Here is a 13,640-nt window from a genome sequence, read left to right as displayed (position 1 = left end):
GTCCGGATTTGTGGCTCAGGTCGTGGCGAAAGGAGCTCGGCTTCGGCTCGGGCATGACCTGCCGGCGGCGCCTGGCGGCCTGGAACGAGGCCGGCGTCTGGGATCAACTGCACGGTGCGGTCAGCTGGTCGGGGGATCAGGTCCAGGCCTGTCTTTCCTGGCCGCGGGGGTCGTCGACCTGGGTCCACTCGGTGTCGATGCGCATGGTGGCCCGGCGGCCGGTGTCGTACCGATCCCAGCCGGGGTCGCCGGTCCGGGCGAACCGGATCCAGGTCTCGTGGACGCGGGTGGCGAGATCCGCGGGGGCCTGGTCGGGGCCGAGCAGTGCGTCGGGGCCGCGGAGTTCGGCCCGGTCGACGAGGTCGAAGACGAAGGGCAGTTCGACCCCGTGGGTGGCGCCGAGTTCTCCGCCCAGGGCGTGCGAGCGCCAAGCGAACTCGTAGGCGTAGGTGGCCGACCGCGAGTGGGTGGCATGGGCGTCGGCCAGAGCACGGCTGCCCACGCCGAACAGGGCGTCGGCCATGATGGCGGAGCGCAGTTCAGCGAAGGGCGCCCCGGGGCGTGAGGCGCGGTAGGTCTCGACGAGCCGCGCCGGGTCGGGGTGCGAGCGTGCGGCGGCCTCGTCGACGTCGGTGGCGGTCGAGGTGGCGTACTTGCCCACCGGGACCAGGTAGAGGTTCCCCTCTTCGGTGTTGGTGCCGACGAGCAGGTCGACACCGGCGGCGCCGCCGGCGGCGACGGACACGGCGGGCTGGGTGTCCAGGACCAGACTGAAGGGGCTGAGGCCGATCAGCGGGTCGCCGTGGGTCCCGGTCCGCAGATCGATGCTCGTGAGCTTGCCGGCCGCCTCGACGAGCCGCTGGTCGGGGATGCCGGCGAAGGCACCGGCCGAGGGCTCGATGCCCAGGGCCTCGCCCGCGGCCCTGGTGACGCGGGCGGCCTGCTCGGGCGTGAACGCGCCCAGGCCGCTGCCGCTCTGCACGATCGCGCGGTGGAACAGCCCGGCGGCCTCGGGGGTGGCGAGGACACCGCCGACGACGGTCGCCCCGGCCGACTGGCCGAAGAGGGTGACGTTGTGCGGGTCGCCGCCGAAGGCTGCGACGTTCTCCCGCACCCAGCGCAGCGCGGCGACGACGTCGAGCAGGCCGCGGTTGGCGGGCGCCCCGGGGAGGTCGAGGAACCCGGTGATGCCGAGCCGGTAGTTGAGGGTGACGAGGACGACGCCGTCGCGGGCGAAGGCGTAGCCGTCGTACAGGGTGGCCCGCGTCGATCCGGCGACGAAGCCGCCGCCGTGGACGAAGACCATGACCGGCAGGTCGGCGGCCCCGGTAGCGGGCGTGAAGACGTTGACGGTGAGGTAGTCCTCGCCGCGGCTCCAGCCGGTGCCGAAGTAGGGGGTCATGTCGATGTCGCCGAGCCTGCGTTCGGCCTGCGGGGCGGTGGGTCCCGGCGCGGTGGCGTCCCGTACGCCCTGCCACGGTGCGTGCGGGCGCGGCGGGGCGAACCGGGCGGCGCCGCGGGGCGGGGCGGCGTACGGGATGTTCTGGAAGGTGAGGGTGCGGCCCCGGCGCAGGCCGCGAACGGTGCCCTGCGTGGTGGTCACGACGGGGGCGGCGTGCTGGTTCATCTCGTGTGTCCTTCTCGTCTTTCCTTCCGCGGGCCTCAGACCTGCTCGGTGTACGTGGAGAAGGGCGCCCAGCCCTTGACGGCGAACTTGCCGCCTGCACGGACGACTTCGGCGGCGCCGTGACCGCCGAGGTGCGCGGGGAAGACGAGGGCGTTGCTGTCGGCCGCCGAGCCCAGGAGCTTGTGACGGGTGGCGCGGGCTTCGGCGGGGTCCTCGCAGAAGCAACTGTTGGCGTCGGGCTCGTGGATCTGGATCGGGCTGTGCATCAGGTCGCCGACGAAGAGGGCGCGGTCGGAGCCGGACTCCAACCGCAGCACCGATGAGCCGGGGGTGTGGCCGGGGGCGAGGTCGAGACGCAGGTTGGCGTCGATGCGGTGGCTGCCCTCCCACAGCAGGGTGAGGCCGGCCGCGTGCACGGGGGCGACGCTGTCCTCGAAGACGTTCTGGTTGCCGCGGCCGAGTAGTGTCTTGATCTCGTTGTCGGGGTTCCAGTAATCGAAGTCCGCCTTCGCCATGAGGTAGGTGGCGTTGGGGAACGTCGGTACCCATGTCCGGCCGTCGAGGTAGGTGTTCCAGCCGACGTGGTCGACGTGCAGGTGGGTGTTGATCACGATGTCGACGTCCTCGGGGCGCACCCCGGCGCGAGCGAGATTGCCCAGGAAGTCGGTGTCCAGGCGGCTCCACACCGGCGCGTACGGCCTGTCCTTGTGATTGCCGACGCCGGTGTCGACCAGGATGGTCCTGCCCTCGCTGCGCAGGACCCAGGTCTGGATGGCGGTGTTGACGATGCGGGTCTCGGCGTCCAGGAAGTCCGGCACCAGCCAGGAGCGGTGCGTGTCCCACGCCCGGGCCGGGCTCTCCGGGACGAACGCCTCGGGCGTCATGCCGACGGGGCCGTAGTACTCCCGGACTCGGGTCACGGTGACGTCGCCCAGGGTGATGGTGTCCACGCGTTCTCTCCAGTTCGATCGATTCCGCGTGCTCGGGCCGCAGGCGCGGGCTGGACGCGGATGAGCATCTGCTCATGACGGATACGGGGTGCTGCGCCCCTGCCGGGGCCGTGCACCGGTGGCGCCGTGACCGCGGTCGCGGCGTCTTCTGCTCGGGTCGATCCCACCGCCGAGGCTGGTTGCGGACAGCGGACAGCGGACAGCGGACAGCGGACAGCGGCCCCTGGAGGCCTCGCCGGTGGAAACGGGCCGTACGGTACGCGTCCGTTCGTGGACGACCCTGCTCAGCCATGGTGCGTCTTGCCGGGCGCGGCGCGGTATGCGTCACGTGACTGCACCTGGACAGCGCGGTCCCCGCACGCGCGATCAGGTGGCGGTCGAGGCGGTCCCCCTCGCATGCCCTCCCGAAGGGGATCGAGCAGTCATGAGCACTGCTCCCGGGTGCGACTGCGCCCGCCTTGGGGCAGTTCTCGGCCTGCGGGCCGGAACTGTTGCGGCGGCGGACGCAGCCGTCTCAGGTGCGGGTGCCCGACAGGGAGACCTCGATCAGATCGCGGAGCTGTGACCGGGCGGTGATGCCCAGTTTGGGGAAGACCCGGTAGAGGTGGGAGCCGACCGTGCGGGGCGAGAGGAAGAGGTTCTCTCCGATCTCGCGGTTCGTCAGGCCGCGGGCGGCGAGTCGGACGATCTGCTGCTGCTGAGGGCTCAGTTCGGTGAAGGCACTGGGCACCACGCTGCCAACGGCTTCGATGCCGGCGGCTCGGAGTTCCGCCTTCGCCCGCTCGATCCAGGGCCGCGCGCCGAGTCGTTGGAAGGTGTCGAGTGCCGTGATCAGCAGCGGGCGGGCGTCGGCGACGCGCCGCTGTCTCCTGAGCCATTCGCCGTACTCCAGCCGAGTCTGCGCCCGTTCGAACGGCCATTGCTCGCCCGTGTCGTCCGCCAGTGCGGCCTGGAAGCACCGTTCTGCGTGCTCCGGCTCGGCGAGCAGAGCGCGGCCCCGGTCGAGTAGTGCGGCGATCCGTGCAGACATGCCTGTGCCCAGGCGCCGCGCCGATCGCTCCAGCAGTTCGGCGGCGTCCTCCCGTCGGCCTCGGCGGACGGCCGCCGAGGCGAGATCGGCCAGGACCGTGTAGGAGACGTGGTAGTGAACCGGGCCGCCGTCGTCGGTGAAGGCGGAGCGGAACTGCGCGTACGCGGTGTCGTAGTCGCCCTCGGCCACTGCCGCCAGGCCCAGGGCCCGGCGTGCGAAGACCGCGACGGAGCGGCTCTCCAGCGGGTCGACGAGGACCAGCGCCCGCTCGGCAACCCGTCGCGCTTCGGCCGGCTCACCGAGCAGCGCGAGCACCGTGGCGTCGAGCACATGCGCACACGCCTCGGCATGGTCCAGCCCTCCCACTGACGCCACCGCCAAGATCTCGGCGGCCACCGAACGGGCCTCAGCCCACCGCCCCTGCTCCAGATAGGCCCAGCCGACGGCACATCCCAGACCGTCCGGCAGCGAGCCGCGGGCCTGCCACCGGTCGAACGCCTCGTCGAAGGTCTTGGCAGCCAGGGCGGTCTGGTCCAAGATCCACGCCACGATGGCGAGCGCGGTGAGACTGTCGGCGTCGTCCTTGGTCTCAGCAATCAGTCCCGGCAGCGCCGGGACGAGGGCGGCTCCCGCACCGTGAGGGTCGGAGACGGCCGGCACCCAGGCGCGCAGGACACCCCTGGCGGTGGAGTCCGGCACAGTGGTGAACAGGCTTTCGATCTGTTGTCGCTGGGACTCCTCGCCCGAGTAGTAGCGGACCACCGCCGCCGCGGCGAGCGCCTCCAGCAGGCGGGGCGACCGGGTGGCCGCGGCCTCCTCGGCGATGCGCGACAGCAGGGCGAAGGCCGCCGCATGGTGCCGACGCAGGGTCATGAGTGACCCGGTGGCCAACGACGCCCTGCTGATCAACGCCGGATCGTCACTGCGCCCCCGGACCTCGGCGGCGAGGCGTTCCACCCAGCCGAGCTGACCGGTGAAGACGGCCGTGACGGCGGCCTCGGTCAGCAGCCGAGCCTGGCCCGCGGGGCTCGGGCTCAGCTCCGCGGCGCGCTCCAAAGCGGCGGCAGCGGCCGCGTAGCCGCCCCGGCGCCGGGCCCGGTCGGCCGTCTGCCGCAGGGCGGCCGACACGTCTGCGTCGGGACGTGTGGTCGCGGCGGCGAGGTGCCAGGCACGGCGGTCGGGCTCCCCGCTCAGCAGCTCGGCGAGAGCCAGATGCGCTTGCCTGCGTTCCTCGAAGGACGCCGCATGGTAGACGGCCGAGCGGATGAGCGGGTGACGAAAGGAGATCCGGGAGCCGTCTTGGCGTACGAGGCCGGCCTGCTCCGCGGGCGCCCACGTCTTGTCGTCGGCCTGGGGGAGCCCCCGATGGGCAGCGGGCGTGTCCGCCGCATCACCGGCTGCGAGCAGCAGGAGGGGGCGGCGAGTTGCTTCCGGCAGGCACTGTGCGTGCTGCGCGAAGATCCGCTCCAACCGGTCGGTGACGGGCAGCGGGCCCTCCACGCTGCCGCCCTCGGGCCGCCGGGACGCGGTGGCACGGGCGAGTTCCACCAGGGCCAGCGGATTTCCGGCCGCCTCCTGCAGAATTCGCACTCGGGTCCGACCAACCGGTGGCGTCGGCTGTCGGTCGAGCAACCGGTTGGCTGCCTCACCGCTCAGAGGACCGATGTCGAGACGCTCGAATCCCTTGTCGAGCCCGGGCAGCGCGGCCGCGGCGCGCACACCCACCAGCAGCGTGACGGGTTCGCTGTCCATGCGCCGGGCCACGAAGGAGAGGACGTCCAACGACGCGCGGTCGATCCACTGGGCATCATCGACCACCACGAGCAGCGGCGCCGGTTCCGCCAGCTCCGACAGCAAGGTGAGAACCGCGAGACCGACGAGCATGCCGTCAGGGGCCTCGGCGCATTCGCCCAGACCCAGGGCCGCCCGGAGCGCGGAGTGTTGCCGCGGTGGCAGGCTGTCCAGTTCGCCGAGTACCGAGCGGAGCATCTGATGAAGGCCTGCGAACCCAAGGTGTGCCTCGGACTCGCTGCCGACCGCTCGCAGTACCCGGCTGCCCTCGCGCTGCGCGCGGTCGGCCGCGAAGTCGAGCAGCACGCTCTTGCCGGCCCCGGGTTCGCCCGTGAGGATCAACACCTCGCTGTGACACCGGTCAGCGGCGACGCGCCGCACGATTTCTGCGGTCTCGGATTCTCGGCCCACCATCGTCAGGTCGAGATCGCGTGCCGAGCCGTGGTTCCCTTGAGGCATTCCACCATTTTCCATGGATGCGCCAGGATTGAAGATCGCTCCGACACCGAGGCCGTGTCCCCTGTGTACCGAGCGGTACTCATGGTCACGTCATGGTGTGAAACTGGGCAGGACGAGGGCCGAATGGGCCGGTCGTCCCTCCCCGGAAGGGATGGCACGGAGTGTGCGCAGCCTGTCGTTGCGTTCGGCCAAGGCTTGCGGCGTGGTCGGAAAGAGGGTGGCGCCACCGTTGCCGACAAGGGCCTGATTCATGGTCACGAAGTCACGGGTGGAGTCCTCGTAGGCGGCGAAGCTCGCGGCGTTGCCCCAGTTGGCCAGGGAACCGGCGAGCATGTACGCGCCGACGAGGGCGAGGCTGGTCCCCTGTCCGGTGAGAAAGGACGGCGCCCACGCGGCGTCGCCCACCAGCGCGACCCTGCCGTTGGACCACCGGGGCATGCGGATCTGGCTGACCGCGTCGAAGAACACGTCGTCCGCGTGATGCAGGGCGGCCAGCATGCCCGGGACCTCCCATCCGGCGTCGGCGAAGACCGCGGTGATCAGGTCACGCTGGGCTCGCAGATCCGGGAACGCCTCGAACGGCGGGTGAGGCTGGGCGAAGTTGAGGAAGGCATGCACTTCGTCGTCGTCCACGGCGTAGAGGGCTGCGGCCCTGCCCGGAGAGTTCCACATCACGGCCTCGTGCGAGAGTCCGAGGGTGTTGCGCATGGTGAACACGGCGAAGCAGTAGCCGAGGTAGTGATGGAACCGGTCTTCGGGGCCGAACAGCATCTCCCGGGTACGCGAGTGCATGCCGTCCGCGCCGAAGACCAGGTCGAAGGTACGCCTGCCGCCCCCGCGGAAGGTGACGTCCACTCCGTGGCCGGACTGGCTCAGGGTGTCGATGGAATCGTCGAAGACGAACTCCACGTCGTCACGGACCGCGGTGTACAGAGCGTCGGTGAGGTCCCCGCGCCGCACTTCCAGATCCCGTCCGGTTACACCGCCGGTGACGCTGTGCGGGTGGAGCGATGCGACCTCGCTGCCGTCCCCTTCGAAGAAGGTGAGTCGACGCAGGTCGATGTGCGCCTCACGCAGCTGGGGCAGGATCCCCATTCTCCGGACGACTTCCAGCGCGGTGCCGCGCACATCGATGGGGTAGCCACCGCGGCGCGGCGCGCTTGCCTTCTCCACCACCGTGACCGCGTATCCGTAGCGGTTCAGCCAGAACGCGAGGACTGGGCCGGCGATACTGGCCCCGGATATGAGGACCGTGGGCCTGAGGGTGGTAGTACGAGTACCCGTCAGGTGGCCGGTGAACGTCATTCCTTGACTCCTTTGCTCATGGTTCGGACGACAAGTAGGGACAGCAGCGCGACGACGCCGGCGACGAGGAAGCCGGTGGTGAAGGCCGATTCGGCCGGGACCTCGGACTCCGAGGGGGTGCCTGCGGTGAGGAGCGCGCCGCCGAGCATCCCGCCCACGGCGGAGCCCAGCACGCGCGTCACCAGGACCAGACTGGTGGCGATGCCGGTGTCGCCTTCATCGGCGGAAGAGGCGATGCTCGTCACCATGGCTGTGACGCACAGGCCGCTGGCGAGCGCGATCAGTGCCTTGCCGGCGGCGATGTGCCAGACCTCGGAGTGCGCGGCCGACAGCGCAAGCAGGGCGGTGGCCATCAGGACGGCCGCGGTGGCGACCACGGCACGCGAGCCGAAGCGCCGTTCCCCGATTCCGCCGAGCGGTCCGGCCAGCGTCGCCGCGACGGCGCCGGGCAGGAGGACGAAACCGATCTCGGTGGCGCCGAGTTCGAAACCGTATCCGTCGCCGGACACGGCGAGCAGCTGCGGAACGAGATACACCCCCATGGCGGTGCCGAGGCATATCACGAACGTCACCACACCTGACTTCCAGATCACTGGCCTTGCCAGCATGCGCAGATCGACCATCGGCGCGGCCGAGCGACGTTCAACGGCCGTCCATCCGGCCACGAGAGCGGCCAGCACCGCGATGAGGGCGACGAACACGAGTGGCTGCGAGCCTGCCTCCGGCGCCAGCGCGAACACGAACAGGAGGGTGACCAGGATCCCGCTCAGGAGAAGCAGGCCGGACCAGTCGATCCCGGCGTCGTCCTGCCGGCCCGGCGGATCGGAGGGCATCAGCCTGTTCACCAGCACGGTGAACCCGATGACCGCGAAGGTCGGCACCGCGAACATCCAGTGCCGGGAGAACGCTTCGGCCACTGGCCCGGCCGACAGCAGGCCCACCATGGAGCCGCCTACGAACATTCCGCTGACCAGCCCGATGGCGGCCTTCGACGCTCCTGAGGGGAGGTGTTTGCGCACCACGATGAACGACAGGGGCAGCGCGCCCACCATCGCCCCCTGAAGAATCTGGCCGGCGACGAGCACGGGCAGGTTGGGCGCCAGGGCGGACACCAGGCCGCCGACCGACACCACCGCCATCAGCCGGATCAGGACCCGCTTCCCGCCGTAGCGGTCGCCGAGCTTGCCCGCGAGCGGTGTGATGAGCGTGCCGGTGATGGCGAGCACGATGTTGAGGAGCGCCCCTTCGGACGGACTCATGTCCAGCTCGCGTTGCAGGAGCGGGAGTGTCGGCGCCACGACCGATTCCAGGGCGCCGGTGGAGACCGCCAGCATGCCGAGGGCTACGACAGCGGCCTTCCCCATACGGACCGGAGGGGCGAGGGTTGTGATCATGCGCGTCCTTTCTCTTGGGACCGAGCGAGCAAGGGGGCCGGCCGCATGCGTGGCGCTTCCGCCCGGCCTGGCCGTCGTCGGCTCCGTCGGGGAAACCAGGTGGCGGGCCGTCGCCCCCGCACACCCGTCGCTCCCGTCGCCGTGCACGAGCACGAGGGTCATGCGGTCACCGCCGGCGATGTCCCCGGCGCTGAGATCACCCGCTCGTACGGTCGAGTCGGCTGATTCGGCGGGTCCGCGTTCTTCCTGGGGCGGCGCCGTCGCGGGCAACCTCGGCGGTGCCAAGTCTGGATTCTCGACTTACTTGATCGGTTGAACGGGGGTACGGGTTGGAGGTGTCACCGGTGGTCCGGGGCGACGAGGTACAGAGTGCGGGGACGGCTGGGGGCCAGGCGTCATACCCAGGAGCCGACCGGGATGTGCTACTGCGGTAGGGGGTGGAGGAGAGGCGGGATCTGCTCTCGTGGTCGACGGCCACGACGGGGTACGGGTCCGCGTGTTGTGGTGGTTCCAGTCGGCGACGCGTACCCGGGTCCGGCGGGGCGGGGCCACGGTGTTGTTCAAGCCACTGACGGTCCACCGCACGTGAGCCGAGGCGTCCACCACCTCGCGCGGCCCGGGCAGGCATCCCACGCGCCAGCCGGGGGTGAACAGGCGGCGGCGCGGACCGGCCGGTGGCACACCGCCCGCCTTCGACCGCGAGGCCTACGAGCAACGCAACACTGTCGAGCGGTGCATCAATCGCTGGAAGCAGTGGCGCGGCATTGCCACCCCCTGCGAGAAGACCGCCACCGTCTACTTCGCGGCCGGACTTCACATCGCGGGCATCTTCCTCCGGCCCGCCCGACAGTCCGGTCCGGGCCGGTGACCTGCGTGTCGTTCAGTGGCCTATGCCGTCCAGTTCGGCCACATCCTCGGCTGAGAGGGAGAGGCCGGCGCCTGCGATGTTCTCGCGTAGGTGAGCGGTGGAGGAAGTGCCGGGGATGAGCAGGATGTTCGACGAGCGCTGCATCAGCCATGCCAGCGCGACCGACACAGGCGAGGCCTCCATCCGGTTCGCGACTTGCGAGAGGGCCTCGGACTGTAGCGGTGTGAAGCCTCCCAAGGGAAAGAACGGCACGTAGGCGATGCCATCGGCGGTGAGGTGATCTACGAGGTCGTCGTCGTGGCGGTGGGCGAGGTTGTACATGTTCTGCACGCACACGATCGGGGCGATGCTGCGCGCCTCAGCGACCTGCTTCCCGGTGACGTTGCTGACGCCGAGGTGACGGATCAGTCCCTCTTGCTGGAGGTCCGCGAGCGTCTCGAATGCTTCGGCCATCGAGCCGGGCTGAGGGCCCTGAGTGTCGCCCATGCGCAGGTTGACCAGGTCGAGGGTATCGACGCCCAGGGAACCGAGGTTCTCGTGGACCTGCTTGCGCAGGTCTTCGGGGCGCCGGGCCGTGGGCCAGCCGCCCTGCGCGTCGCGGGTCGCACCCACCTTGGTGGCGATGAACAGCGGCTCCGGGTAAGGATGCAGCGCTTCACCGATCAGCTCGTTCGTGAAGCGTGGTCCGTAGGCGTCGCTGGTGTCGATGTGGGTGATCCCGAGGCTGTCCGCCTCGCGCAGCACGGCCACAGCACCGTTGGTGCAGCGCGTCACCGATATGGGCGGTCGGCCCCACGGGCGGCGGATGAGGGCGGCGGCTTCCGCCGCTCTGCGGGCGCTACCACCTGCGCCGCAGCGCCGCCCACGCCGGCAGGGTCACCGCGAGCAGGGCCAGACCCATGCCGGCGGCCGCGAAGGAGCCGTACAGCAGCGGGGGCGCATAGGGGGCCTCGCCGGTCATGCCGCGCATCATGGGGATCAGTGTGGCCGCGGCGATCGCGGACCCGATGACCAGGCCCGCCACGGAGACCAGCAGGCTCTCCCAGCCGAGCATCATCAGGACCTGGCGCCGGGTGGAGCCGACCAGGCGCAGGGCGCCCAGTTCGCGGCGGCGGTCCAGGACCGTCATCACCAGGGTGTTGGCGGCGGCGATGGCGGCGAAGCCGCCGAGGATCGCGGCCATGGTGTTGTTCATCCAGGCGCCCAGCTGCGCGTCCAGGTTCTTCTCGGTCGCGTAGCTGGAGGCATCGGTCACCTTGCCCAGGGCGCTGAGCGACCTCTCCGATCCGCCGCGTATCAGCAGCGTGCTGTCGAGGCCCGAGGTGACGTGGCCGGCGAGGGACGCCCGGTCCATGGTGACCGTGCCGAGGCCGAGGCCGCGGCCGTAGACCGCGACGACCTCGGGGCGGGCCTCGGTGCCGTCCGGGAGGTAGAGCGGCAGCCGGTCGCCGACGCCGATGTCCGCCGAGTTCGCCAGGGTCTTGTCGATGGCGATGCGGTCCTCGCCGAGCCCGCTGAGGCTGCCTTCGCGTACGTCCAGGTCCTGGACCGCTTCAAGTTCGGCACTCGAGCCGCTGACGCCCTGGGTCACCGCGCCCTGGAGCGACTTGAACTCGCCGGAACCGATCGGCACCAGCACCTGGGTGTTCAGCAGGCCGACGGCCGCCTCGACGCCCGGTGTTCGGGCGGCACGCGCCACCGCGTCCACGGGGAGCCCGGCCGGGTCCGTGACCACGTGGTCCGCGGTGATACCCGCACGCAACTGCTTGTCGGCGGCCCGGTTTTCGCTCGTGTGCATGAAGACGAGGGTCGAGGCGAAGGCCATGGCGAGCACGATCGGGGTGATCGCGGAAGCGAGACGGCGGGCGTTGGTACGGGAGTTGGCGGCCGCGAGCTGGGCGGCCGGGCCCGCGCCGCGAAGCGGGAGGCCGAAGATCCCCGCGCACAGCCGCGCCACCAGCGGGCCGAGCAGCGCGACGGCGAGCATGAAGAGCATGACGACGCCGAGCGCGGCCCCGGCCGCGTCGTCCCCCGAAGAGCTGGCGGAGACGCCGGTGAGGACCCCACCACCGACGAGGGCGCCGACACCCAGAGCCGTACGGATCGGGCCGGGCCGCAGCCGCTCCACCGAAGCCTCGGCGAGAGCCTGTCGCGGCTTGATCCTGGCGGGCCGGCGACCGGCCACCCATCCGGCGCCGAGCGCGGTGAGCAGTCCGATGCCGACGGCGGCGAGGAGGGGCAGCGCGGATACGCGCAGGTCCATGGCCCGCGGGATGGCACCGTGGTCCTGCAGCTGCCCGAACCACCAGTGCGCGAGCCCGATACCGGGCAGGCAGCCGAGCAGTCCGGCGAGCGGCGCGATGAGCAGCGCCTCGGAGGCGACCGCCCGTCGAACCTGCCGCGGGGTCGCGCCGACGGCACGCAGCAGCGCGAACTCGCGGGCTCTCTGGGACACGGACAGGGCCACGGTCCCGGCCGCGGTGAAGACCGCGACGATGGTGGCGATGCCGCCGAAGGAACCGCCGATTGCGAAGAGTGTGTCCTTGGCGTATCCCAGGCCGGGGCCCTCGACGGCGCCACGGTCGTCGCCGACGTGCACCTGGGCGCCGGAACCGGCGAGTGCCTTCTTCACCGAGTCGGCGAGCGCTTCGGTGTCGGCGCCCTCCTGCGCCAGCACGGCGATGGCGTCGGCCTTGCCAGGGTGCCCGGCCAGCACGGGCGCCTGGGAGTCGGCGAACCAGGCCAGGGGACCGGCGCCGCGGGCGGTGTCCGCGGTTCCGGCCTGGGCGACGCCGGCGACACGAAAGGCCTGCTCACCTGCGGCGGTCTGCAGTACGACGGTGCCGCCGACCGCGACCTTCGCGGCGCGGGCCGTACTGGCGTCGAGCACAACCTCCCCTCCGCGGGGCGCGGCACCCGCGGTCAGCGCGGTACCGGTGAAGATGTGGGACCCCCATCCGTGCGCGGTGAGCAGACCACTGGGGAGGGGCGGTTCGCCTTCGCGCGCCACGCGCACCGGGAAGGTGAAGTCCGGAACCGCGGTGGCCGCACCCGGTGCCTTCGCCGCCTTGGCCGCCAGCCCCGCGTCGAGCCGGGCGACGTCAGGCAGCGGGACGGCCTCCCGCTCCCGGTCCTCGCCGCTGCCGGTGACGACATACTCGTACTGGTCTGCCGCCGCGACGACCGGCGCCTTCACATACCGCTCCGCCGGCACTGACGCGCGCAGGCTGGTCTCCAACAGAATTCCGCAGGCCGCGACGATCAGTGCGGACATCAAGAGTGCGAGGAAGGTCCCCGCGAAGGACGCGGGCTTGAAGCGGACGGCCTCACGGGCGAGTCCGTTGGGGCGCCTCATGCCGCGGCACCTGCCATCGTGCCCGTGCGGGAGGTGAGCACGGCCATGCGTAGCGCGATCTGTTCCGCCGAACTCCCGTCGAGGTGGTCGGCGAAGGCGCCGTCGGCGAGGAACAGCACACGGTCCGCCCAGGCTGCCGCGACCGGATCGTGGGTGACCATGACGACGGTGGCGCCGAGGGTATCCACCGCGTTCCGCAGCAGGCCGAGGACCTCGGCGGCGGTACCGGTGTCGAGGGCGCCGGTCGGCTCGTCCGCGAAGATCACGTCCGGGCTGGTGACCAGGGCGCGGGCGACGGCCACGCGCTGCTGCTGGCCGCCGGACAGCTCCCCGGGCCGGCGCCGGGCCTTGTCGGCAAGCCCGACCTGCGCAAGGACCTCAGCCGCCCGGCGGCGGTCCTGGCGCTGTCCGGCCAGTCGCACGGGCAGTAGGACGTTCTGTTCCACGGTCAGCGAGGGCAGCAGGTTGAACGCCTGGAAGACGAAGCCGAGGCGGCTGCGGCGCAGCTCGGTGAGCTCGTCCTCGCTCATGCCGGTGATTTCCGTACCGCCCAGGGCCACCGACCCCGACGTGGGCCTGTCGAGTCCGGCGGCGCACTGCAGGAAAGTGGATTTGCCGGACCCGGACGGGCCCATGACCGCAGTGAACGTCCGCCGGGCGAGCGCCAGGTCGACACCCGCGAGGGCTTGCACTGCCCCCGCGCCACGGCCGTACTGCCGCTGGACACCGCGCAGTTCTACGGCGAGACCGGGTGTGGTGGTGGCCGGCGTCTCCGGTCGGTCGTCCGCCTTCTGCCGCTTGGCACTGCGTAGCCTCATGTTCCGCCCTTTCGCGGTCTTCTCGTTCCGATGGAACAGAGAG

The 13,640-nt window shown here is 71.2% G+C and carries 8 protein-coding genes and 1 pseudogene; 1 reads left to right on the top strand and 8 read right to left on the bottom strand.

Going from position 1 to position 13,640, the window contains the following annotated elements; genetic code table 11:
* Nucleotides 1-136: 136 nt before the first annotated feature.
* From ACZ4V6_RS34100 to ACZ4V6_RS34080, 5 genes are all read right to left on the bottom strand, one after another.
* Nucleotides 137-1,627, bottom strand: coding sequence for a carboxylesterase/lipase family protein (locus ACZ4V6_RS34100; RefSeq protein ID WP_467834808.1), 1,491 nt, complete (start codon nucleotides 1,625-1,627; stop codon nucleotides 137-139).
* Nucleotides 1,628-1,662: 35 nt separating this feature from the next.
* Nucleotides 1,663-2,577 (bottom strand): MBL fold metallo-hydrolase, encoded by a 915-nt coding sequence (locus ACZ4V6_RS34095; protein WP_467834807.1) that lies wholly within the window; start codon nucleotides 2,575-2,577, stop codon nucleotides 1,663-1,665.
* A gap of 514 nt (nucleotides 2,578-3,091) precedes the next feature.
* On the bottom strand, nucleotides 3,092-5,872 hold the full coding sequence (locus ACZ4V6_RS34090; protein ID WP_467834805.1) for a helix-turn-helix transcriptional regulator: 2,781 nt from the start codon (nucleotides 5,870-5,872) through the stop codon (nucleotides 3,092-3,094).
* Nucleotides 5,873-5,947: 75 nt separating this feature from the next.
* Nucleotides 5,948-7,162, bottom strand: coding sequence for an FAD-dependent monooxygenase (locus ACZ4V6_RS34085; protein WP_467834803.1), 1,215 nt, complete (start codon nucleotides 7,160-7,162; stop codon nucleotides 5,948-5,950).
* Complete coding sequence (locus ACZ4V6_RS34080; RefSeq protein ID WP_467834802.1) at nucleotides 7,159-8,556, bottom strand: MFS transporter; 1,398 nt, start codon at nucleotides 8,554-8,556, stop codon at nucleotides 7,159-7,161. The genes ACZ4V6_RS34085 and ACZ4V6_RS34080 overlap by 4 nt, the downstream gene beginning before the upstream one ends.
* Nucleotides 8,557-9,184: 628 nt before the next feature.
* Here ACZ4V6_RS34080 and ACZ4V6_RS34075 point away from each other — a divergent pair.
* Nucleotides 9,185-9,424: pseudogene (locus ACZ4V6_RS34075) on the top strand (hypothetical protein); the annotation flags it as partial.
* Nucleotides 9,425-9,436: 12 nt separating this feature from the next.
* On the opposite strand, the gene ACZ4V6_RS34070 reads toward ACZ4V6_RS34075, so the two are convergent.
* The 3 genes from ACZ4V6_RS34070 to ACZ4V6_RS34060 are packed head-to-tail and all read right to left on the bottom strand — an operon-like array spanning nucleotide 9,437 to nucleotide 13,597.
* Nucleotides 9,437-10,231 carry an oxidoreductase gene (locus ACZ4V6_RS34070; protein ID WP_467834855.1) on the bottom strand — a complete coding sequence of 265 codons (795 nt, stop codon included), beginning with the start codon at nucleotides 10,229-10,231 and terminating at the stop codon, nucleotides 9,437-9,439.
* A 31-nt stretch (nucleotides 10,232-10,262) separates the two neighbouring features.
* Nucleotides 10,263-12,779, bottom strand: coding sequence for an FtsX-like permease family protein (locus ACZ4V6_RS34065; protein ID WP_467834800.1), 2,517 nt, complete (start codon nucleotides 12,777-12,779; stop codon nucleotides 10,263-10,265).
* Nucleotides 12,776-13,597 carry an ABC transporter ATP-binding protein gene (locus ACZ4V6_RS34060; RefSeq protein WP_467834798.1) on the bottom strand — a complete coding sequence of 274 codons (822 nt, stop codon included), beginning with the start codon at nucleotides 13,595-13,597 and terminating at the stop codon, nucleotides 12,776-12,778. Before ACZ4V6_RS34060 ends, ACZ4V6_RS34065 begins: the two co-directional genes overlap by 4 nt.
* Between the last annotated feature and the right edge of the window lie 43 nt (nucleotides 13,598-13,640).

Source organism: Streptomyces sp. NPDC029152 (assembly GCF_055564355.1).
The sequence above is the reverse complement of the archived record's forward strand: the minus strand, read 5'-3'. Positions and strand labels throughout refer to the sequence as shown.